Below are 21,092 nucleotides of genomic sequence, written 5' to 3'. Positions count from 1 at the left end.
CCCGGCGCGAAATGCCTTTATGCCGGATCGTTCTCTCGGCCCGGATAATCCTGGTCCGGAACGTCTGGAATGATCTCCGGCGGCTCGGAAAAAGGATTTTCCGCCGGACCGGGCCCAGGCGGAGCCTCCGGTGGCGACTGGGGTTCGATGGTGTCTGGCGGCGGGAATTCCGGCTGGGTCGCCATGCTGTTTCTCCTCATTTCGATCTTTGCCCGCAACTCGGGATTGGGGTCAGAAGTGCCGGGGGCCATCAGCCTGTGCCGGAATAGATTCGCACGACCTCGTCCAGCATCGCCAGAGCCTCGGAGCGAGGCCGCTGGAAGCTGTTGCGGCCGATGATCGAGCCGCTGCCGCCGCCATCACGTATCGCGCGGGCGTCCCGATACAGCGACTCTGCGTCCCTAGCCGCGCCTCCCGAGAAGAGCACGAGGCGACGCCCGGAAAAAGCGGCCTGGACGACGTGCCTTATCCTCTCGACCGGGTCGGACCATTGCCGGTCGGCATAGGCAGGCCTGGCGGCGTCCTGTTCGATATGCTCGCTGGGCAGCTTCACCTTCACGATATGGGCGCCCAGCGCGACAGCGATGTGTGCGGCATAGGCGATGATATCGAGCGCGGTCTCGCCCTGTTCGGAAATCAGCCCGCCACGCGGATAGGACCAGACAAGCAATGGAAGGCCGGCGGCGCGGGCCTCCTGGCCCACGATGCGCAACTCCTCGGCCTGGTCGATAAAGGCATCCGAACCAGGGTAGAGCGTGAATCCTACAGCGGCGCAGTTGAGGCGCACCGCGTCGTCCACGGTCGCGACGACCGCTTGATCCTTGATCACCGTGAGGCTGTTGGCGGCGTTCAGCTTGAGGATCGTGGGGATCTGTCCGGCGAACGAGTCAGCCCCGGCCGCGAGCATGCCGGCCGGTGCTGCAAAGGCAGACAGGCCCGCATCGATCGCGAGCCGAAAATGGTAGTGGGGATCGTAGGCGGCTGGATTGGCGGCAAAGCTTCGCGCCGGGCCGTGCTCGATCCCCTGGTCGACGGGAAGGATGATTAGACGGCCGCTGCCTCCTACCCGGCCATGCATGAGAATGCGCGCCAGGTTCAGCTTGATCTCGGCCGGTTCTCCTTCGTAGCGCGCGAGGATCTTGTGGACCGTGTCGGAAATATGCATCCGCACAGGGTGTTCACGCTGAATATCCGGCTCGGGGAGATCGTCGCCGTCTTGCGTATCCGTGACACTGGCTGTGATCACCGCACCCTCCAGCGCCGGCCGCCGGCGTCCGTCCTGGCGCTCTCGTGATCTGCGTACGGCGCGGTCACCTACGGGGTCGCCCGGCTGACGACGTTGGCGGTCCCGTCCGGCAGGACCTGGATGAGGTGCGCGACGCCGTCCTCGCATTGAGCGCGCCACATCGGCGCCTTTTCGCCAGTCGCGATCTGCTCGGCGCCGGTCACATTCTGGCACGGCAGACCCGCGTCCCGGATCGCGCGGAAGAAGACCGCATTCCGCTGACGTTCGGGTAGAGCCACGACCTCTGCGACATAATTGGTCACATTTCCGGCTACTTCCCTCGGCTCTGTTACATTTTTTTCGGCCGCATCGCAGGCGCAGAGCGCGAGGAGCGCTATACTTGTCAGGATCGTGCGCATCATGCTTCTCCGTTGTTGGACGCAGGATGATCGTTCGCCAGCTGTGCGCCTATGCGTAATTGACCGGATCGGAACATCGCGCAGGTTACGGGTCCGGCGAGCGTCGCGGGACAGATCGATATCAGCTGCGAACCGGCGCAATCTGGTGCGCAGCGACGCCTGTCCCCTCGAAGCTGGAAAGGTTCTCAATCGTCGCCGCCGCAATCGCGGTCAGAGCCTCGCCCGTGAAGAAGCCCTGGTGCCCGGTGACGAGAACGTTGGGGAATGTCAGCAGGCGCGCGAAAATATCGTCCTGGATCACGTCTTGCGACAGGTTCTCGAAGAAGAGCCCATCCTCCTCCTCATAGACGTCGAGCCCTAGATAGCCGATCACACCCGTCTTCAACCCATCGATCATCGCCTGCGTATCGATGACCCCGCCCCGGCTTGTGTTGATCAGCATGACGCCGCGCTTCATCCGGGCGACGGCGCGGCTATCGATGATATGCCGGGTTTCCGGCAGGAGCGGACAGTGCAGCGTGATGATGTCGGATGCAGCCAGCAACGCATCCAGCTCCACATAAATGCCACCCATGGCGACAATTTCGGCGTTCGCGGTGGGGTCACAGGCGAGAATATGGCAACCGAAACCGTTGAGAATGCGCGCTACGACTGCCCCGATTTTTCCGGTTCCGACGATGCCGACCGTCCGCCCGTTCAGATCGAACCCCAGCAGTCCTTCGAGCGAGAAATTGCCTTCGCGCACTCGGGCATAGGCCTTGTGGATCTTGCGGTCGAGGGACAGGATGAGGGCGAGCGTATGTTCCGCGATCGCTTGGGGCGAATAGGCCGGAACCCTTGCTACCGGGAGTTTCAGCGCATCTGCGGCGAGAAGATCGACATTGTTGAATCCCGCGCTGCGTAGCACGACGAGCTTAATCCCGAGCACGGCAAGACGTTCCAGCACCAGGCGATCAAGGCAATCATTCACGAAGGCGCAGACGGCGCCGGATCCGGCGGCAAGCGGCGCAGTCTCGACGCTGAGCCGCGCTTCCAGGAAAGCGAGATCGTGCGGAAAGCCGGCCGCAGCGTTGCCAACCTCGAGGAACTGCCGGTCATAGGGCTTGGTACTGAAAACGGCCACCCGCATCATGTGACTCCCTGAAAAGCATGCGCCCGTCCTCTCGACATGCCGGATTTCAGTGCGTCGGCCACTACGTATCATCCCCGACAGACAAGCCACCATGGGCGAACATATCGTCCTCCATCTCTACAGAGGTGGACCAGACAATGACCGAGAGCCCGATACTTTGGTTCGACAAGATCGGGATCGGCGATATCGCGTCGGTAGGCGGCAAGAATGCTTCACTCGGTGAAATGGTGCGCACGCTTTCGGGCAAGGGGGTGCGTGTTCCCAATGGCTTCGCCACGAGCGCCGACGCCTATCGGAGCTTCATTGCGGCCAACAGAATAGAAGCCGCGATCCGGGCGCAGCTCGCCACCTACGAGGAAGGCAAGGCGACGCTCCAGGAAGCCGGCCATGCGATCCGGTCTCTGTTCCTTGACAGCGAGGTTCCCCCTGCCCTCGCCGACGCCATCCAGGCGGCCTATGACGAACTCAAGACCAGGGCTGGCGCCCCCAATCTCGCCGTGGCGGTCCGCAGCAGCGCAACGGCAGAGGATCTGCCGGACGCCAGCTTCGCTGGTCAGCAGGAGACCTTCCTCAACGTGCGGGGCCACCGCGCCCTGCTCGATGCTTGCCGTCGCTGTTTTGCATCACTCTTCACAGATCGGGCGATCAGCTACCGCCAGACCAAGGGGTTTGACCATTTCGATGTCGCACTATCGATCGGCGTCCAACAGATGGTGCGATCCGATCTTGCCGGATCGGGCGTGATGTTCTCGATCGACACCGAAAGCGGCTTCCCTAACGTGGCGGTGATCAGCGCCGCCTGGGGTCTGGGCGAAACGGTTGTGCAGGGCAGCGTCGACCCGGACAAATATCTTGTCTTCAAGCCGCTGCTCGAACAGGCGAACGCGCGTCCCATCATCGAGAAAAGTCTTGGCAAGAAGGCCTTGAAGATGCGCTATGCCGAAGGAGGCAGCAAGCGCACCCGCATCGTGGAGACCAGCCCCGCCGAACGCGAAGCCTTCGTGCTCGATGACGACGACATCCTCGAACTCGGTCGATGGGCCGTCATCGTCGAGGCCCATTACGGCCGGCCGATGGACATGGAATGGGCCAAGGACGGCGAGACCGGCCTGCTCTACCTCGTCCAGGCACGTCCAGAAACCGTCCAGGCCGGGCTAAGCCGCTCGTCCTTCCAGCGCTATCAGCTCAAGACCAAGGGCGGCACTCCGCTGGTGACCGGCGCCGCCATCGGCAGCGCGATCGCATCAGGGCAGGCCTGCGTAATCCGCAACGCCGCAGACATCGGCCAGTTTCGCGACGGCGCGATCCTCGTCACCGGCACGACCGATCCCGACTGGGTGCCGATCATGAAGCGCGCGGCCGGCATCATCACCGATCATGGCGGCGCCACCAGCCATGCCGCGATCGTCAGCCGCGAGTTGGGCGTTCCCGCAGTCGTGGGGACCGGCAACGCCACGACGGTACTCGGCCAGGAGAAGGCCATCACGCTCTGCTGCGCGGAGGGCGATGTCGGCAGCGTCTATGACGGTCTTCTCGCTTTCGACCGGGAAGAGATTGATCTGGGCGCCATTCCCACGACCAGGACGGACGTGATGGTCAACATTGCCAATCCGGCCGCCGCCTTTCAGTGGTGGCGCCTCCCGGCCAAGGGTGTCGGTCTTGCCCGCATGGAGTTCATCATCAACGCGCTGATCAAGGCGCATCCGATGGCCCTGCTCCATCCCGAGCGGGTTAGCGCGGAGGACAACCGCCTGATCCGAGAGCTGACTCGAGGCCATGCCAGTCCGGCAGACTATTTCGTGGAAATCCTGTCGCGCGGGATCGCCAAACTGGCGGCCCCCTATCATCCGTATCCGGCGATTGTGCGGCTGAGCGATTTCAAGACGAACGAATATTCCCACCTTCTGGGTGGTCGAGCCTTCGAGCCGGAGGAGGAAAATCCGATGCTCGGATTTCGCGGCGCCTCGCGCTATTATGACGAGCGCTATCGCGAGGGTTTCGCGCTTGAATGTCGCGCACTCAAGCACGTCCGCGAAACGCTCGGCTTTACCAATGTGATCATCATGGTCCCCTTCTGCCGCACGCCGGCCGAAGCCGATCGGGTGCTCGCGGTGATGGCGGAGAACGGCCTGCGCCGCGGGGACAACGGGCTCCAAGTTTATATGATGTGCGAGATCCCTTCGAACGTGATCCTCGCCGAAGAGTTCGCCAAGCGCTTCGACGGCTTCTCGATCGGGTCGAATGATCTCACCCAGCTTGTGCTCGGTGTCGATCGCGATTCCGATCTGCTCGCGACGCTGTTCGACGAGCGGGACGAAGCCGTAATGCGGATGGTGTCGGAAGCGATCCGAAAGGCGCATGCCGCCGGCATCAAGATCGGCATCTGTGGCCAGGCGCCCAGCAACTATCCCGATTTCGCGGCATTCCTGGTGAACGAGGGCATCGATTCGATCTCGCTCAATCCCGACAGCTTCGTTCGGACGATGGCCCATATCAGCCAGGCGGAACAGTCCCCTCGTGCAGAGCCGACGCCGGCTCCCGTACTGGCCGCGTGAACGGAATGAATCGCCTGCGCCCGCGTGGCTATCTCCGTTTATGTCCGTATCCTTGATAAACCAGATGCGATGGCGCCGGTCGCAGTTATTCGCCAAGGTCAGCGCCGCTGTTGTCTGTCAGGTGCGACGCTCCGCCCAGAAAGGGGCCCGGGACCCGATCGCGGAGCCGAATAGATAAATCCTACTCGCGGCCTTTCACTTAAATTGAAGCTGGACCGCGGCAGCGAAGACGCCAAAGATCGCCGCATCACGCTTGTGTATGACACAGGAAGCGCTTGTCAGGGGTCCGCGCCCCTTTTCGGGGAATGACGACATGTGCTTTTCAGCCAGTTCCAGCTTTATCGCCAGCGCCGTGATTGGATCGATCGGCGTGGCGACATTGCGGCATGTCCGGGAGCCGCGCGCCCTCCTGTTCGCTTCCGTGCCGATGCTGTTCGCGGTTCACCAATTCTCCGAAGGGTTCGTCTGGCTCGGCCTTGACAGGCATATCGACAAGCTTGCGCTTGATCATGTCGCCTTCCTGTTCATGCTCTATGCGCAGGGGATACTGCCCCTGCTGATGCCAGCCGCTGTCGTGTTGATGGAGCCACCCGGCTGGCGCAGAAAGGCCATTCTCGGCCTGACCGCCGTCGGCGCGCTCGTATGTGTGTGGGACGTTTACGGGTTGATATTCTTTCCGAGCCAGGTCTTTGTCGAGCAGAACTCGATCGCCTACCGCAATCCGCTGACCGGCGATTTCTGGATATCCTGCCTGTATATTATAGCGACGTGCGGCGCTCTGCTGCTGTCCACCCATCGCGTCGTCAAAGCCTACGGCGTGGTGAACGTCATTGCGCTGACGGTCGCACAGATCGTCAAAGAATACGCATTTGCTTCTGCCTGGTGTTTTTACGCCGCGATCATGAGCGTGATGATCTATTGGCAATTCAAGCGTCTGAACATTGATATCGAGACGCCCAACGGCGCTTCACCAAACCTCAGGCCGTTCCTTCTCGCCTGGTTACGTCCGGGCAGGTCAGATCTTGTGGGAACGGATTGAACACCCGAGGCTGGTTGATCGGAAGCTCTGCAATCGACCCGCTGGCCTCGTCCTTATCGCCACCCTGAGGAACCGAGCAATGTTGAGAACGCCGGCTCAGGGGAAGCGTCTACCTCTGACGTCCGCGCCTGGAGCAAGCCGTCAAAAATTACCGGTGCGTGCCGTCAGCCAAGGCGCGAAATACTTGATCGAGATTATCCGCATGAATGACCCACGATGCATGGGAATTTCTAGCTGAAGTTGCGTTGTGTGCGCATGCCGCGCGGCGGCGGGGCATCCGCCCCGTCACCCCGCCCGGACTTTTGATGATCGGGTGGAGCGCGAAATGTTCGGGTTGTCTCGTGGAAAAGTCGCTGTAGCGACAAAGCCGCCTTTGGGCTGATTCGCAAAGCGGATGGTGGCACCTTCGCGATCGGCCAATGCGCGGACGATTGCGAGGCCAAGCCCGGCGCCCCCGGTCTCACGGTTGCGCGAAGGGTCGAGCCGCCCGAACGGCTCGCCCAGCCGCTGCAGCGTCTCGGGCGGAACGCCGGGTCCGTCATCGGCGACCGAAATCGTGACTGTCTGATCATCTGCGCTTGCCTCGATCGACACATGGCCGCCATGGCGCACGCCGTTGTCGATCAGATTGGCGAACATGCGGCGAAGCGAGATCGGCGTCGCTTCGATCGCGAGATCGGGAGGTATGGCGCCGAGCGTGACGGCATCGCCCATGTCGACGCGCAGCGCAACGATCGCGGCGAGTTCTGTCGCCAGATCGATGCGTTGGGGCTGCGGTGTCGCTCGGCCATCCCGCTTCGCGAGCAGCAGCGTGTCGTCGAGCAGCGCCGCCATTTCGTCGAGATCGGCGGCGGCCTTCGCACGCTGTTCGCTGTCGTCGATAAACTCGGCGCGCAGCCGCAGCCGGGTCAGGTAGGTACGCATGTCGTGCGCGATTCCCACCAGCATGCGCGTGCGCTCCGCCATCAGCCCACCGATCCTGGCCTTCATCTCGTTGAAGGCGGCCGAGAGATCGCGCATCTCGCGCGATCCGGCGACGGGGAGGTCGGGCGTGTCGAGATCGGACGTAAAGCGGCGGACGCCCGCCGATAGCCGGACCAGCGGCCGTGTCGTCTGGCGGACCGCGAGCGCCAGTACGCCAAGCACCAGCAGTCCGCCGACGGCGCCGAGGAACGCGCGCTGGCGCAGATAGGCCCGCACCACCATCGAGGGCCGACTGTCGACCACAAGCAGATCGCCACCGCGCATCGGCACGGTAAGCGTGATCGGCGCGAAGAAACGGCTGGTCCAGGGGCGTGTACCCGCCACGCGGCCAAGCAGCGGCCGTCGTCCGGTAAGGCCGATATCACGGCCGGGCAGCGCCGCTGCATAGTCGATGCGCAGACGATCCAGCCCCTCGCGCTGCGTGGTCGGCGCCGGCGGCGGCTCGCGCAGAATCCGCACGGTATAGAGCGAGCCATTGAACATGGTGACGAGCGATGCGCGCCGGGCTGGCGGCGCAGCCTCCAATGTGTCGACCATGGTCCGCGCCTCGGTCGGCAGCGGCAGATTATAGGGGCGCTGATCGTCGCCGCGCGAGGGGAGCGCCATCACCACCCAGATCAGCATCTGGAGCAGCACGAAGCCACCGAGCAGGATGGCGGTGATGCGCAGCGAGAGGTTGGACCCGATCGTCATCGGCTCAACCCCTGGCGACCGTCGGCGTGAAGATATAGCCGCCGCCACGCACGGTCTTGATCAGCGCCTCGCCGGTCGGATGCCCGGCGAGCTTGCGGCGCAGGCGGCTGAGTTGGACGTCGACCGCCCGGTCATAAGGGCCGGCGCTGCGCCCGCGCGTCCAGTCGAGCAACTGGTCGCGGTTGAGCACGCGCTGCGCGTGGGTGACGAGGCTCAGCAGCAGGTCATATTCGCCGCCGGTCAGATCGACCAGGCTGCTGTCGGGATCGGTGAGCGCGCGCGAACCCGCGTCGAGCACCCAGCCGGCGAAGACGTACCGCTCGCACGGCAATGCCGGCACGACCCGCTGGGCGTTCCGCGTGCGCCGCAGGATGGCCCGCACGCGGGCCACGAGCTCGCGCGGATTGAATGGCTTGGGGAGATAGTCGTCGGCGCCGATCTCGAGCCCGACGATGCGATCGATGTCGTCGCCCTTGGCGGTGACCATCAGTACCGGGACATCCCCGCGGGCGCGCAGTCGCCGGCACAGCGACAGGCCGTCCTCGCCCGGCAGCATGATATCGAGGATCGCGAGATCGACCCGCTGGCGCTCGATCAACCGGTCGAACTCCATCGCGGTGCGGCACCCGATCGCCTCGAAACCTTCGCGCACGAGCAGCCCGGTCACCAAGGACCGGATTTCGTTGTCGTCCTCGACGACGGCAATGGAACTTGTCTCCATGAAGTGTTTGTGCCGCGTTGCGATGGAGGATGGAATAAGCATGCGGCAGTGCGTTACAATTCGTCACCGTCCGTCACCGTGGTGCAGCACTAGGCTTACGCAACGCGCCCATACCGATTGAAGGCGGCCAGACCGTCGGACAATCAAGGAGCGTATCCATGTACAAGCAACTCTTCCTGATCGCGGCCGCGACGGCAGCGGTCGCCAGCGCCACCGCCGCCACGTCTGCGGAAGCCCGCCCGCGCGGTCGTGTGGTGAGCGTCCAGGGCTCGGGCGGCCGCGGCTATGTCAAGCAGCGCTCGGTCTCGCGCCAGCCGGGCAGCACCTCGATCAACCGCAGCCTTCAGACCAACAATGGGCGCGGCTACAACAGCAACCGCAGCGCCAACTGGGGCGACGGCAACTATAATGGCGGCCGCACGACCACGCTCAACGACGGCACGAGCTTCGGCCGCAGCACGACCGCGACCAACAATGGCGACGGCACCGCGAGCTATGCTTCGACCCGCACCCGCCGCGACGGCACCAGCACCTCGGTGTCGGGCACGGTCAATCGCGATCCCTATTGATTGCCCCCGGCCGCGCTCTTCTCCCGGGGCGCGGCCACCCCGTCGATGGAATTCCCGATGACCCGATTTCTCATCCTGATCGCTGCAACCGCGGCTGTCGCCACGCCCGCCTGCGCCCAGCGCTTCGGGGGGCGCGACGGCGCTGCGGCGTTCGACAAGGCCGATGCCAATCATGACGGCATCATCACCCGCGCCGAATTCTCCGCCGCGCGCATGGCTCGTTTCGACACGATGGACCGCAACCATGACGGCGCGATCAGCAAGGCCGATTTCGCACGCCTCGCCAAATTCCGCCCGCAGGCGGTGGACCGCCTGGAGGCCATGATCGCGCAGGCCGACGCCAATAGGGACGGCCGGCTGACCAGAGCCGAGATGGCATCGGCTCCGGCACCCATCTTCGAGCGTGCCGATAGCAACAATGATGGTGCTATCGACAGCGCAGAGCTCGCTGCAGCCCGCACCGCCATGGCCCAGATGCGGGACGGAGCGAACTGACATGAGCCCCGAGCGCTCGCCTGTCTGGTTGGCAATGATGCTGGCGCTGGTGCTGGCCGAGGTGACCTGGCGTATGCGCAAGGGGCATGGCTATGATGCCCGCACGGCGCTCACGACGCTCGGCATCGTTGCCGGCAACATCCCGTTTGCCGCGCTCAACGCGCTGCTGCTGGGCGGCCTATTCACGGCGGCGTGGACGATCGCGCTAATCCGCTTGCCGCTCGACGACTGGCGAACCTGGGTGGCGGGCTTCCTCGCGGTCGAATTCGCCTATTATTGGTTTCACCGCGCCAGCCACCGCGTGCGCTGGCTGTGGGCGTCGCATTCGGTGCATCATTCGGCCACGCAGATGACCTTGCTGTCGTCCCTACGGCTCGGCTGGACCAATCTCTTCTCGGCCGGCTGGATCTTCTATGTCCCGCTGGTGTTCGCCGGGTTCGATCCGCGGCTGGTGTTCGGGCTACTCGCGCTCAACCTGCGCTACCAGTTCTTCCTGCACACCGAAGCGGTGGGCAGGCTCGGCCCGATGGAATGGATTTTCAACACGCCCGCCCACCACCGGCTGCACCATGCGTCGAACCCTGCCTATATCGACCGCAACTATGGCGGCGTGCTGATCGTCTTCGACCGTCTGTTCGGGACACTGGCGACCGAACGGCCCGATGAGCCGATACGCTACGGCCTGGCCCATCGCGAGGCGACGGCCAATCCGATCCGGCTGGCGCTGCGCGAGTGGAGCTACATCGCCCGGGACGCCTCCATGGCCAGGGGACCGCGCCAGCTAGCGCGCGCCCTGTTCGGCGCGCCCTGAGGAAAAGTTCATGAAAATCATTCTGATCCTGATAGCCGCACTGAGCCTCACCCCATCGTCAACCGCCTGGGCGACAACGTCGCCCGGCCCAGTGTGCGAGGCCAGCTGGGTGGATAGCGCCCGCACCCGCACGGTGCCCGTCCGCATCCGCATGCCGGAAGGGTCGGGCAAGGTGCCCGTCATCCTGTTCAGCCATGGCCTCGGCGGCTCGGTGGATTCGGGCATGCTCTGGGCGCTGGCTTGGGCCAGCGCCGGATTTGCGGTCGTCAACCTCCAGCACCCCGGCAGCGACCGGAGCATCCTGCGCGGCGGCGCGGTGCGCGGCGCGATGTCGCCGCAGCAGCTCGTTTCCCGCATTACGGATGTCCACTTCGTCATCGACGAACTCGGCCGCAAGGGGCGCGAGGGTAGATGCGATCTCAGCCGCCTCGATCTCTCGCGGATCGGCATGTCGGGTCACAGCTTCGGCGCGCATACCACCCAGGCGATCGCAGGCCAGCATTTCCCGATGGCTGGCAGCAATGCCTACACGGACCATCGCGTGAAGGCAGCGATCGCTTTCAGTCCTTCGCCGCCGTTCCGGGGCTCGACGGAAGCGGCGTTCGCCGACGTGCAGATTCCCTTCTTCTCGATCACCGGAACGGACGACAGCGTTCCACTGACCCCGCAGATCAGGCCCGCTGACCGCGAGCGCCCGTATCGCGCCATGCCGCCCGGCGGCAAATATCTGCTGGTGCTCGACGGCGCCACCCACATGGACTTCAACGGCCGGGGTGATGGCCGTCCCGCACCGAACGCCCATATCCAGGCGGTGGTCATCGACGCGACGATCGCCTTCTGGCGCTGGACCTTGCTGGGCGATGAAGCGGCGAAGCGCCAGCTCGACGCGGATGACGTGGGCTTGATCGCTGGCGATCGGCTCGAACATCGCTGAACCTCGACCCAGTTCCGGGGATTGGAGCACCCATCAAGCTCAAGCGGTCGGCTTCCCCCAGACCTAATGTCGCGCAGGTGCGAAAAAGCCACTGCACGCCCGCAGTTAGGATTTACCTGTCGGATGCCGGGTGCACGTCGGCGCCGGAGTTAAAACCACCCGCAGAACCAGCCAGGACCCACCCAGAATCATGGGTACGCAGAGCCACTGACCCATGTGAAGCCCTGAATAGACGGCAAAGGCGACGAGTTGCTGATCGGGCTCGCGGACAAACTCAACGAGGAAGCGGAAAACGCCATAGCCGAGCACAAACGCGCCACACAGAAGGCCGGGGCGCCGCCGTGCTCCGGTAAACCGGAACAAACACCATAGCATCGCGAACAGGAGCGGTCCCTCGAGCATCGCTTCATAAAGCTGGCTTGGGTGGCGCGGCAGAGGGCCGGCACCGGGAAATACGATCCCCCAGGGCAGGGTGGTCGGTCGCCCCCACAGTTCTCCGTTTACGAAGTTTGCAAGCCGGCCGAGAAACAGTCCGATCGGTGCGGACATTCGCTACATAGTCGATGATCCGCAGCCAATCGAGGCGATGGCGACGGGCGAAGAGGAAGATGGCGATGGCGACACCCAGCGCGCCACCATGAAAGGACATTCCGCCCGCCCAGAGACGCAGGACATTCAGTGGATGAGCCAGATAGGTGGCAAAATCGTAGAAGAGCACATAGGCAAGGCGCCCGCCGATCACTATGCCCGCCGTCGCCCATGTGACGAGCGCGTTGGCATGCTCTCGAGTCATCGGCGCCGCATTCTCGTCCAAAAGGCGGACGAGATATAGCCAGCCGAGCAGGATGCCGGCGATATAGGCGAGACTGTACCAGCGCAGCGCGAACGGACCGACCTGGACGAGCACGGGATTGAGATGAAGCGACGAAAAATAGATCGCGTTTGGGACATAGCCCGCGAGACTCATGACGCTGGTCCGATCTAAGGGGGGATCTAGCCTCTTTCCATTATTCGGACTCGCGCTCAACGGTAATCCTTTCCATGTTTCCAATCATTTCCGTCACATTTGGTGCCGAAAGCGCAGCCAGTTTCCCATGAGTGAACGCCTGCTGCGCCCCACCGCACTTCTTTCGCTCGCGCGCCGCCTTTTCCGCTTGAGCGAAGCAGGCTTCATTTTGCTTTCGATCGGTGTCGGCATCGCTGCCGGGCTGCTCGCGGCAATCCTCGGCACTGTCGCGCATTTCCTGCAGTCGACATTCTATCATTTCGACGTCGAGGATCGACTGAGCGGCCTTGCAACGATTTCGCCAGGGCGATTGCTGGCTCTGCCCCTGGGAGGACTGCTGCTCGGGGCGATCATTCTCACCGTCCGCTACCACAAGCGCACGGCGATAGACGTAGTCGAAGCCAACGCCCTCCATGGCGGCCGCATTCCGTTCCGCGACACCATGCTCGTATCCGGCCAGACGCTGATCTCGAACGGCTGCGGCGCGTCCGTCGGGCTCGAAGCTGCCTATGCGCAGGCCGGCGGCGGCGTTGCCTCGCTCATCGGCCAATGGCTCAACCTGCGCCGCAATGACCTGCGCGTGCTGGTCGGCGCGGGAGCCGGCGCCGCGATTGGCGCGGCATTCGGTGCGCCTCTCACCGGGGCCTTCTACGCCTTCGAGATCGTCATCGGAGCCTACACACCCGCCAGCATCGCACCTGTCGTCGCCGCCACGCTCGCCGCTGTGATCACGGCTCGCACACTAGGCGCCACTGCTTATCTCATCGCCGCAACGAGCAGCCAGAATCTCGCCACCGTCGATTATCTGCTCTATGCCGGGCTCGGCCTGATCTCGGCGGTTGTCGGTATCGCGCTCATGCGCCTAGTCTCGCTCGTCGAGGCGGTCGTTAGGCGCAGTGTACTTCCCGAATGGTCGCGTCCAGCCATTGGCGGTTTGATCCTGATTCCGATCGCGATGATCTCGCCGCATGCACTCTCGGCCGGACATGGGGCCCTGCACCTGACCATCGGTGGCGAACTGACCCTGGGTGCGCTGGCGCTTGTCTTCGCGCTGAAGTGCCTGGCGTCGATCGTGTCGCTCGGCTTCGGATTTCGCGGTGGCCTGTTCTTTGCTTCCCTGTTTCTCGGTGCATTGCTCGGCCAGATTTTCGCAGAACTGTGGGCGCTCATCCCCGGCGTGATCCCTTTATCACCGGTGGATGCGGCGCTTGTCGGCATGGCGGGCCTCGCGGTCGCGGTTGTCGGTGGCCCGATGACGATGTCGCTCCTCGTCCTGGAAGCAACCCATGATTTCGAGATCACGGCGATCGTCCTCACAGCGACCCTGTGCTCGAGCGCACTCGTCCGCGAGCGGTTCGGCTATTCTTTCTCAACCTGGCGCCTCCACCTTAGGGGCGAAGTGATCAGAAGCGCGCGCGACATCGGCTGGATGCGTTCTCTGACCGCACGGCGGATGATGCGCGCTGCGCCGGCCACAGCCTTGTCGACGCTGCCCATGGCAGAGTTCAAGGCGCAGTTCCCCCTGGGTTCGACGAGTCGCGTCCTGCTCGAGGACGAAGCCAGCCATTATGCGGGGCTGGTTCCCACAGCTGCGGTCTTTGCCGACACCGACGCAGGCGAGCGTCCGGTGTCGGAACTCGCGATCCTGAAGGACGTGACCTTGTCGCCCGAACTGACGATCGGCGCGATTATGGAGCGCTTCGACGACAGCGGTGCCGACGATCTCGCCGTTATCGATCCGGAAGGTCGTATCCTCGGCATGTTGACCGAAAAATATGTGCGCAAGCGCTATGCCGACGAGATCGACCGCGTGCAGCGCGACCTCTACGGGGAGGACTAGGCAAGCCGCGAAGCCGACAGCGTCCGCCCTCGGCCATGCCTATCCAGACAGCGCAATGCCAGTCCGCTGTTATGAATCGGTTGCCGCTGTCGGAACACGAGTGCCGCTTCGGTCCGATCTTCACGCCAAGCCTTCGACGGGCGTATCTTGAGTGACCCTGCCAAAGGCCAACCCTTTCAGGAGATTTTTGCTGAACTTCCCGCGCGCTACCCTTCGGTCCCCAATTCACCGCTCAGGAAGATGGGCGATTACGATCTGCCCAGGCAATGATGGACTGACGATCCATTGCACCCGCCGTGCGCTTGATTTCGTGACCATTGGCAAAGAGAATCATCGTCGGAATGGAGCGGATGGCGAATCGCGCGGCAACGGCCTCCTCTGCCTGGGTATCAATCTTGAGCAACCGCATGCCGGGCTCGAGTTCCTGGGCAGCGGCGGCAAAGGCGGGTGCCATCGCGCGGCAAGGCCCGCACCAGGGCGCCCAGAAATCAACCAGCACCGGCAATGAGCCGGCTTCGACGTGGCGCGCAAACGCGTGCGAGTCCGCGACGATCGGCTCACCCCGAAAGAGCGGCTGCTTGCAGCGGCCGCACTGAGGATGTTGGTCAAGTCTTCGCACCGGAACCCGATTAACCGAAACGCATCGCGGACACACCACAAGGGCCGGATCGGACTGGATTGCTGTCATGCGGCTTTACTCCGGCCATTTAGTTGATTACATGACTTATGTAATCAAGAGATCACGATTGCCAAGATGGCTATGGAACGGAAGACGTGAATGAACGATGCGACGGCCACCGCCCAGACGCCAGATATCTTGCAGATCGGAGACGCGGCACCCAATTTCCAGGCGCGTAGCACGATGGGCACGGTCAGCTTGTCGGATTTCCGGGGTCGCTGGCTGATACTGTTCTCGCATCCGGCGGATTTCACGCCGGTGTGTACGAGCGAGTTCGTCGCGCTCTCACGGGCGTCAGAGCGGTTCGAGGCGCTCGGTTGCAAGCTGCTCGCGGTGTCTGTCGATAGCCTTTACGCGCATCTGGGCTGGATCAGGGCGATTCGCGATGCTTTCGACGTGAGGGTCGCCTTTCCGATCGTCGAGGATCCCTCGCTGATCATCGGCCGGGCCTATGGCATGATCTCGGACCGTTCCCCCGACGCAGCGACGATGCGCTCGACCTATTTCATCGATCCCGATGGCATCATCCGAGCGATGATCTGCTATCCCGCGACGGTCGGTCGGTCGGTTGATGAGATGCTGCGCGTGCTTGCCGCGTTGCAGCGGGTCGATGCCGATAATGTAGTGACGCCCGAAGGCTGGCGTCCGGGCGACGATGTGCTTTTGCCGCCCCATGCCGATCAGGCCGCGCTTCTTGCCGGCGCAGCCGATCCGCTCTGGTTTCACAGATCTCGTCCCGATCGGAAGGACGCATCGACGTGACGGCCAAGCCCTTGTCGGAAATCGAGCTGGAGACAGTTGCCGAGGTGATGCGCATCCTGGGCCACGAAACACGGCTAAGGCTGATCGACGCGTTGCGCATACGGGGTGAGCAATCGGTGGGCGAACTCGAAGCATTGACTGGGATCGGCCAGCCCGGTCTCTCGCAGCAGCTGGCGATCCTGCGCAAGGCGGAACTCGTCAGGACGCGCCGCGCCGCAAAACAGGTCTATTACGACCTCGCGCCGACGGCACTGGCCGGCACGGCCGCCTTCATGGCAGATCTGGCCGGGATGAAGACCTCGGGAGCCGAACCCATCAAGGCCATCCCCGCGCGCGGTTCGGCGGCCACGTTCGCGAAGATCCTTTAATCGGGCAGCTCCAGGAAGCGATGTGCAAGTGGCAGCATCGCGGAACGGTGGGTGACCAGAACCAGTCCGGTTCGAGTATCCCGCAGCCAGGAATCCAGGTTGCCGCAGAGCACCGCCTCCGTGGCAGGATCAAGCCCCTCACTCGGCTCGTCGAGGAGCAGCCAGGGTCGCCCAGCCAGCAGTGCGCGCGCCAGGGACAGCCGTTTGCGCTGTCCTCCCGACAGGCGGGCACCGCCGTCGCCAATCCAGGTCAACAGTCTCTCGGGCATGACGCGAACGTCATCTGCCAGACAGGCTATGCCGAGCGCGTGCCAGAGGGCCTCGTCTGCAAGGCCAGGCCGCGCCAGCCTCAAATTGTCGGCAATGGTGCCGGCGATCATTCCTCCATCCTGCGGCGAGAGCGCGAATAGGCGCCGTCGCGCCTCGGGCGGACATTCGGCAAGTGGCCGCTGATCGATCCGCAAGCTATGGCCACCTGTGGTGCGCCAGCCGGCGAGACACTCCAGCAGACTAGTCTTGCCCGCCCCGGACCGGCCCGTGATCGCGAGCCGATCACCCTTTGCAAGAATGACCGAGCGCGGATCGTCGCCCAGCGCAATGCTCTCACCGATCAAAGGGACAGGCGCCGCCGTGGGCCCAGGAATACCGGCGAGTTGCGCCAGCCGCTCCAGGCCTGCCGCGACGACGGCGTCGCGGCCGAGGGACCTGATCGTGGCGCCGAGCGCTTCGAGCGCCCCTGCGGCTGCGAGGGCGGCAAGCAGGGTGAGGGGAAGGCTTGCCTGCGACAGGGCAATCATCGTCGCAATGGCGAGGCCGCCCAGCGCGGATACCCCCGCGCCGAGCAGCGCCTCATTCCGAGCGAAGCTGACACGGGCGTCATCGAGCCGGGCGGCCTGCCGCGCCAGCAGCGCCTCGATCGAGGGACCAAATCCATAAGCGGCGATCTCGGGCGACGCCGCTGCATACTCGACGAAATCCTGCTTCAGCCGCGCGATCTGCTCCTGGATGTCGAGCGCCCGGCGCGGCAGCACACGCCGGGCGAACGATCGCGCGGCCAGGACTCCCGCAGCCATGATGACGAACAACGCAAGAAAAGCGTGCGGTCCGGCGGGCAGCGCCAGCGCCAACGCCGTGGCTGCACCGAACATCCCGGCGAAATAGGCTGGCGCGCGGACGAAGCGATCCTCGAGCGCGTCAACGTCCTGCAGCAGCAACGCGCCAGCCTCGCCAGCAGACCGGGTGTATTCTGGCGACGACGCGTTGATCAGGCGCCCGAACAGTCGGGCCCGGAGGGCAGCAAGAGCGAACAGCGCAGCCTTGTGCCCATAGAGTCTTTCGCCGTAGCGCGTGACGGTCCGTACGATCGCGAGCAGGCGGATCGCGGCGCTGGGGATCAGATAGTTGAACGCCTGGATCGCGGCTATTCCCGCCGCCCCGGCAAGGGCCGCGGCGGTGATGAACCAGCCTGCAAGCCCCAGCAGCAAGATCGCCGCGGTCGCGGCAGTCGCCGCGCAACACAGCGCGACGCGGCTTGCGCGCTGCTGTGGCTTTGACACATCCGCCAGGAGCGCCGCCAGTTCGCGATTCATGAGAGCACCACGCGATGATCGGCCAATGCAGCGATCACGGCGCTATGGGTGACGAGGAGAACCGTGCGCCCCCTGCCCGCCTCGACTATGTGCCGGGCCAGTTCCATCGCCGAGCCTTCGTCGAGATCGGCGGTGGGTTCGTCGAGGAGCCACAGCGGGGCGTCGCGGAGCAGCGCCCGCGCGATACCGACGCGCCGGCGCTCGCCGCCCGAGAGGCCCGATCCGCGTGGGTCGATGAGGGTTGCAAGGCCCGCCCCTCGGGTCTGCACGACCTCGGTCAGTCCCGCGCGCCGCGCGACATCCTCGACCTCCGCATCGCTCGCATGGGGACGCGCCAGGCGGATATTGTCGGCCAGGCTTCCCGGCACGAGCGCCGTCGCCTGACCGGCCCAGCTGACCTCCCCGCGCAGCGCCTCCGGCGAGAGTGGGCGTCCGTCGAGAAGGATATCGCCCGCGACCACCGGCGCCAGCCCCAACAGCGCGTGGAGCAGGCTCGACTTGCCCGTTCCGGTCGTACCCGAGAGCGCCGTCACGCAGCCGGCGGCGATGTGCATCGAGATCGGTCCCACTCTTCGTTCGCCATAATCGATAACGACTGACTCGAACCGGATGGCGGGCGGAGCCGCCAGCATATGGACCGGCGACGTGGCGACCACCGGCGCCGGAGTCAGGGCGGCCAGACGCTCGAGCGCCGCTTCGCCGACCTGCTTGTCGTGATAGGCTGCGGCCAGGCGGCGCATCGGCAGATAGAATTCAGGCGCAAGGATGAGGACATAGAGGGCGCGGCTCAGGTCGAGCGTCTCGGGCACGGGAAAGGGCAGCAGCCCGAGCAGATTGAAACCGCAATAGACCGCGACCATTGCAACCGACAGCGCGGCAAAGAACTCGATGATCGCCCCGGAGAGAAAGGTAATGCGCAGAACCGCGACGGTGCGCCGGGCGACCTCCTGTGTCGCCTCGGCAAGCTGGCGCGTAATCCGATCCTGCGCGCCAAAGCCAAGGATCAAGGGGAGCGCCCTGATGCGATCGATAAACAGTCCCGAGAGCCGCCCCAGTACGTCGAGCTGCCGAGCGGCTGCCCGGCTCGCCACGGATCCCGCCAGCGCCATGCCCAGGGCAAAGGGGATCAGCGTCGCCAGGAGAATGGCCGCTGCAATCCAACTCGCCAGCGCTGCGGATGCCGCGATCAGCAAGGGCGTCGCCACCGCCGCAAAACGCAACGGTAAGAAGCGCGCATGATAGCCGTCAATGTCCTCTATCCGGTCGATAGCATCGGCGACCTGCTCCCCGAGCATCCGTCGCGAGCCGGCAGCAGCGCGCAGCACCGCGCCGAATGCAGGCGATCGCCATGCGCGCTTTGCACGAGCCGCGTCCCGGTGCCCCTGAGAGAAGGCCGTTATCTGGAGAGCTGCGCGCGTTGCGGCAGCGGCGGCGAGCAGGAGGAGCGCGACTACGTAATGTTCACGATTTCCGGCCCGCGTCGAAATGGCGATAGCGACTGCTGCGGCCACACAGACGGCCAACACTCCGTCCACCAGCCATAACAGGGAAGCGCGCCTCGTTCGCATCAGTTTCGCACCAAAGGGTGCTTGTTCATATACATACTTACGCCTAATGACTAATCAATATCGCGACTGACTCGGTGGGCAGGATGCCGCAACCGACCGCACAGGAGTTCCGCCAATGGTGGATATGGCAGTAATCGAGCTTTCGCGCCTGCAGTTTGCGCTGACCGCGCTCTATCACTTCCTGTTCGTGCCGCTGACGCTCGGCTTGTCCTTCATGCTGGTGATCATGGAGAGCATCTATGTGATGACCGGCCGGCCAATCTGGCGGACGGTCACTCGTTTCTGGGCCAAGCTGTTCGGGATCAACTTCGTACTCGGCGTCGCCACGGGCCTCACCATGGAATTCGAGTTCGGCACCAATTGGTCCTATTTCTCCCATTATGTCGGCGATATCTTTGGTGCGCCGCTGGCGATCGAAGGCCTAATGGCCTTCTTCCTCGAAGCCACCTTTGTGGGCCTGATGTTCTTCGGCTGGGACAAGCTGTCGAAGCGCCAGCACCTCTTCACCACGTTCATGGTGGCGCTCGGATCGAATCTTTCCGCGCTGTGGATCCTGATCGCCAATGGCTGGATGCAGCATCCCGTCGGCTCGCGCTTCAACCCGGACACGATGCGCATGGAAGTAACCGACTTCATGGCGGTGCTGTTCAATCCGGTGGCGCAGGCGAAGTTCGTTCACACGGTAAGCGCCGGCTATGTAACGGCGTCGGTCTTCGTGCTCGGGGTTTCGGCCTGGTATCTGCTGAAAGGCAAATGGGTCGCCGTCGCCAAGCGCTCCTTCACCGTCGCCGCCGCTTTCGGTCTTGCATCGTCGCTCTCGGTCGTCGTGCTCGGCGATGAGTCTGGCTACGCACTTACGGACAACCAGAAGATGAAATTGGCCTCGCTGGAGGCCATGTGGCACACCGAACCCGCGCCTGCCGGCATCGCCATCTTCGGCATACCCAGCCTCGAAGGGCGCGACACACGCTATGAGATCAAGATCCCCTATGTGCTGGGCCTGATCTCGACGCGCAGCCTGACCGGCCAGGTTGAGGGTATCACGGAACTTGTCGCCAAGGCGCAGGGTCGGATCGAAAATGGCATCCAGGCCTATGATGCGGTCGAGAAGCTGAAGGTCGATCGCACCGACATGGTCGCGCGCGAACAGTTCGAGCGGCACAAGCTCGATCTCGGCTATGCCATGCTGCTCAAGCGCTTTGTCGCCGATCCGCGCAAAGCCACGCCGAACCAGGTCGTCCAGGCGGCATGGTCCACGGTGCCAAACGTGCCCGTCATGTTCTGGGTGTTCCGGGTGATGGCGGGGCTTGGTTTCTTCTTCATCGCCTTCTTCGGCGCGGCCTTCTACTTCTCGACTGTGCGCCGCTTCGATGCGCGCTGGTTCTTGCGGGCTGCGGTCTGGATCATCCCGCTTCCCTGGCTCGCCGCGGAGTTCGGCTGGGTGCTGGCCGAGATCGGGCGACAGCCCTGGGCGATCGAGGGCGTGCTGCCGACTTTCCTGGGCGCCTCCAGCCTGACGGTCGGCCAGTTGTGGACCACCATCATAGGCTTCACGCTGCTTTACGGTACGCTGGCGGTGATCGAGGTCCGGCTGATGCTGGCGGCTATCCGCAAGGGGCCGCTCGAACATATCGACGAGCCGGCGGACGCCGCTGTATCGGGGCACGGCTATATGCCGCTGCCCGCCGAATAAGGAGAGCGAT

At 64.0% G+C, this 21,092-nt stretch carries 19 protein-coding genes and 1 pseudogene; 10 read left to right on the top strand and 10 right to left on the bottom strand.

Going from position 1 to position 21,092, the window contains the following annotated elements; genetic code table 11:
• Positions 1–17: 17 nt before the first annotated feature.
• The 4 genes from K7W03_RS04025 to K7W03_RS04010 form a co-directional block, all read right to left on the bottom strand.
• Positions 18–185, bottom strand: coding sequence for a hypothetical protein (locus K7W03_RS04025; protein WP_200866976.1), 168 nt, complete (start codon positions 183–185; stop codon positions 18–20).
• Between the two features lie 65 nt (positions 186–250).
• The gene (locus K7W03_RS04020; protein WP_222885660.1) at positions 251–1,165 is read right to left on the bottom strand and encodes a class I fructose-bisphosphate aldolase; all 915 of its coding nucleotides are present in this window, start codon (positions 1,163–1,165) and stop codon (positions 251–253) included.
• A gap of 149 nt (positions 1,166–1,314) precedes the next feature.
• Positions 1,315–1,548 carry a hypothetical protein gene (locus K7W03_RS04015; RefSeq protein WP_152542740.1) on the bottom strand — a complete coding sequence of 78 codons (234 nt, stop codon included), beginning with the start codon at positions 1,546–1,548 and terminating at the stop codon, positions 1,315–1,317.
• Between the two features lie 217 nt (positions 1,549–1,765).
• A complete protein-coding gene (locus tag K7W03_RS04010) occupies positions 1,766–2,773 on the bottom strand; it encodes a 2-hydroxyacid dehydrogenase (protein WP_222885659.1) in 1,008 nt (335 codons plus the stop codon).
• A 140-nt stretch (positions 2,774–2,913) separates the two neighbouring features.
• Between K7W03_RS04010 and ppsA the strand changes: the two genes are divergently transcribed.
• Both ppsA and K7W03_RS04000 read left to right on the top strand, forming a co-directional pair.
• A complete protein-coding gene (gene ppsA / locus K7W03_RS04005) occupies positions 2,914–5,331 on the top strand; it encodes a phosphoenolpyruvate synthase (protein ID WP_222885641.1) in 2,418 nt (805 codons plus the stop codon).
• Between the two features lie 313 nt (positions 5,332–5,644).
• Positions 5,645–6,370, top strand: a complete 726-nt coding sequence (locus K7W03_RS04000; protein WP_222885640.1) for a DUF6629 family protein — start codon at positions 5,645–5,647, stop codon at positions 6,368–6,370.
• Positions 6,371–6,655: 285 nt separating this feature from the next.
• Here the strand turns inward: K7W03_RS04000 and K7W03_RS03995 are convergent, their stop codons facing one another.
• Together K7W03_RS03995 and K7W03_RS03990 are read right to left on the bottom strand one after the other, a co-directional pair.
• The gene (locus K7W03_RS03995) at positions 6,656–8,047 is read right to left on the bottom strand and encodes an ATP-binding protein (protein WP_222885639.1); all 1,392 of its coding nucleotides are present in this window, start codon (positions 8,045–8,047) and stop codon (positions 6,656–6,658) included.
• A gap of 4 nt (positions 8,048–8,051) precedes the next feature.
• Entirely contained in the window at positions 8,052–8,768 is a 717-nt protein-coding gene (locus K7W03_RS03990) for a response regulator (protein ID WP_222885638.1), read from the bottom strand.
• A gap of 158 nt (positions 8,769–8,926) precedes the next feature.
• On the opposite strand from K7W03_RS03990, the gene K7W03_RS03985 reads away from it, so the two are divergent.
• The 4 genes from K7W03_RS03985 to K7W03_RS03970 are packed head-to-tail and all read left to right on the top strand — an operon-like array spanning position 8,927 to position 11,577.
• A complete protein-coding gene (locus K7W03_RS03985; RefSeq protein WP_222885637.1) occupies positions 8,927–9,337 on the top strand; it encodes a hypothetical protein in 411 nt (136 codons plus the stop codon).
• 57 nt (positions 9,338–9,394) lie between these two features.
• Positions 9,395–9,832 (top strand): EF-hand domain-containing protein, encoded by a 438-nt coding sequence (locus K7W03_RS03980; protein WP_222885636.1) that lies wholly within the window; start codon positions 9,395–9,397, stop codon positions 9,830–9,832.
• Position 9,833: 1 nt separating this feature from the next.
• On the top strand, positions 9,834–10,643 hold the full coding sequence (locus K7W03_RS03975; protein ID WP_222885635.1) for a sterol desaturase family protein: 810 nt from the start codon (positions 9,834–9,836) through the stop codon (positions 10,641–10,643).
• Between the two features lie 10 nt (positions 10,644–10,653).
• Positions 10,654–11,577, top strand: coding sequence for an alpha/beta hydrolase family protein (locus K7W03_RS03970; RefSeq protein ID WP_222885634.1), 924 nt, complete (start codon positions 10,654–10,656; stop codon positions 11,575–11,577).
• Positions 11,578–11,682: 105 nt separating this feature from the next.
• Here the strand turns inward: K7W03_RS03970 and lgt are convergent.
• Positions 11,683–12,544: pseudogene (lgt, locus tag K7W03_RS03965) on the bottom strand (prolipoprotein diacylglyceryl transferase).
• A gap of 127 nt (positions 12,545–12,671) precedes the next feature.
• Between lgt and K7W03_RS03960 the strand changes: the two are divergent.
• The gene (locus tag K7W03_RS03960; RefSeq protein WP_222885633.1) at positions 12,672–14,423 is read left to right on the top strand and encodes a chloride channel protein; all 1,752 of its coding nucleotides are present in this window, start codon (positions 12,672–12,674) and stop codon (positions 14,421–14,423) included.
• 232 nt (positions 14,424–14,655) lie between these two features.
• Here K7W03_RS03960 and trxC read toward each other — a convergent pair whose 3' ends face one another.
• Entirely contained in the window at positions 14,656–15,111 is a 456-nt protein-coding gene (trxC, locus tag K7W03_RS03955; protein WP_169572593.1) for a thioredoxin TrxC, read from the bottom strand.
• Between the two features lie 90 nt (positions 15,112–15,201).
• Here trxC and K7W03_RS03950 point away from each other — a divergent pair, with 90 nt between their 5' ends.
• Both K7W03_RS03950 and K7W03_RS03945 read left to right on the top strand, forming a co-directional pair.
• A complete protein-coding gene (locus K7W03_RS03950) occupies positions 15,202–15,864 on the top strand; it encodes a peroxiredoxin (protein WP_169572591.1) in 663 nt (220 codons plus the stop codon).
• Complete coding sequence (locus K7W03_RS03945; protein ID WP_319024291.1) at positions 15,861–16,232, top strand: metalloregulator ArsR/SmtB family transcription factor; 372 nt, start codon at positions 15,861–15,863, stop codon at positions 16,230–16,232. Before K7W03_RS03950 ends, K7W03_RS03945 begins: the two co-directional genes overlap by 4 nt.
• On the opposite strand, the gene K7W03_RS03940 is transcribed toward K7W03_RS03945, so the two are convergent.
• A complete protein-coding gene (locus K7W03_RS03940) occupies positions 16,229–17,821 on the bottom strand; it encodes an ATP-binding cassette domain-containing protein (protein ID WP_222885632.1) in 1,593 nt (530 codons plus the stop codon). The two genes, K7W03_RS03945 and K7W03_RS03940, sit on opposite strands and share 4 nt — an antisense overlap.
• A complete protein-coding gene (gene cydD / locus K7W03_RS03935; RefSeq protein WP_222885631.1) occupies positions 17,818–19,389 on the bottom strand; it encodes a thiol reductant ABC exporter subunit CydD in 1,572 nt (523 codons plus the stop codon). The genes K7W03_RS03940 and cydD overlap by 4 nt, the downstream gene beginning before the upstream one ends.
• 118 nt (positions 19,390–19,507) lie before the next feature.
• Between cydD and K7W03_RS03930 the strand changes: the two genes are divergently transcribed.
• On the top strand, positions 19,508–21,082 hold the full coding sequence (locus tag K7W03_RS03930; protein ID WP_222885658.1) for a cytochrome ubiquinol oxidase subunit I: 1,575 nt from the start codon (positions 19,508–19,510) through the stop codon (positions 21,080–21,082).
• Positions 21,083–21,092 lie beyond the last annotated feature (10 nt).

The sequence above is a fragment of the Sphingobium sp. PNB genome, from assembly GCF_019873065.1.
Classification (GTDB): domain Bacteria; phylum Pseudomonadota; class Alphaproteobacteria; order Sphingomonadales; family Sphingomonadaceae; genus Sphingobium; species Sphingobium fuliginis.
Note: the sequence above shows the minus strand (reverse complement) of the source record. Positions and strands in the feature narration are given on the sequence as shown.

Bases quoted from the DNA above. Each gene is read 5' to 3' on its own strand.
- K7W03_RS04025 (WP_200866976.1), bottom strand. From the start codon at position 185: ATGGCGACCCAGCCGGAATTCCCGCCGCCAGACACCATCGAACCCCAG.
- K7W03_RS04020 (WP_222885660.1), bottom strand. From the start codon at position 1,165: ATGCATATTTCCGACACGGTCCACAAGATCCTCGCGCGCTACGAAGGA.
- K7W03_RS04010 (WP_222885659.1), bottom strand. From the start codon at position 2,773: ATGCGGGTGGCCGTTTTCAGTACCAAGCCCTATGACCGGCAGTTCCTC.
- ppsA (WP_222885641.1), top strand. From the start codon at position 2,914: ATGACCGAGAGCCCGATACTTTGGTTCGACAAGATCGGGATCGGCGAT.
- K7W03_RS04000 (WP_222885640.1), top strand. From the start codon at position 5,645: ATGTGCTTTTCAGCCAGTTCCAGCTTTATCGCCAGCGCCGTGATTGGA.
- K7W03_RS03995 (WP_222885639.1), bottom strand. From the start codon at position 8,047: ATGACGATCGGGTCCAACCTCTCGCTGCGCATCACCGCCATCCTGCTC.
- K7W03_RS03990 (WP_222885638.1), bottom strand. From the start codon at position 8,768: ATGGAGACAAGTTCCATTGCCGTCGTCGAGGACGACAACGAAATCCGG.
- K7W03_RS03985 (WP_222885637.1), top strand. From the start codon at position 8,927: ATGTACAAGCAACTCTTCCTGATCGCGGCCGCGACGGCAGCGGTCGCC.
- K7W03_RS03980 (WP_222885636.1), top strand. From the start codon at position 9,395: ATGACCCGATTTCTCATCCTGATCGCTGCAACCGCGGCTGTCGCCACG.
- K7W03_RS03975 (WP_222885635.1), top strand. From the start codon at position 9,834: ATGAGCCCCGAGCGCTCGCCTGTCTGGTTGGCAATGATGCTGGCGCTG.
- K7W03_RS03970 (WP_222885634.1), top strand. From the start codon at position 10,654: ATGAAAATCATTCTGATCCTGATAGCCGCACTGAGCCTCACCCCATCG.
- K7W03_RS03960 (WP_222885633.1), top strand. From the start codon at position 12,672: ATGAGTGAACGCCTGCTGCGCCCCACCGCACTTCTTTCGCTCGCGCGC.
- trxC (WP_169572593.1), bottom strand. From the start codon at position 15,111: ATGACAGCAATCCAGTCCGATCCGGCCCTTGTGGTGTGTCCGCGATGC.
- K7W03_RS03950 (WP_169572591.1), top strand. From the start codon at position 15,202: ATGAACGATGCGACGGCCACCGCCCAGACGCCAGATATCTTGCAGATC.
- K7W03_RS03940 (WP_222885632.1), bottom strand. From the start codon at position 17,821: ATGAATCGCGAACTGGCGGCGCTCCTGGCGGATGTGTCAAAGCCACAG.
- cydD (WP_222885631.1), bottom strand. From the start codon at position 19,389: ATGCGAACGAGGCGCGCTTCCCTGTTATGGCTGGTGGACGGAGTGTTG.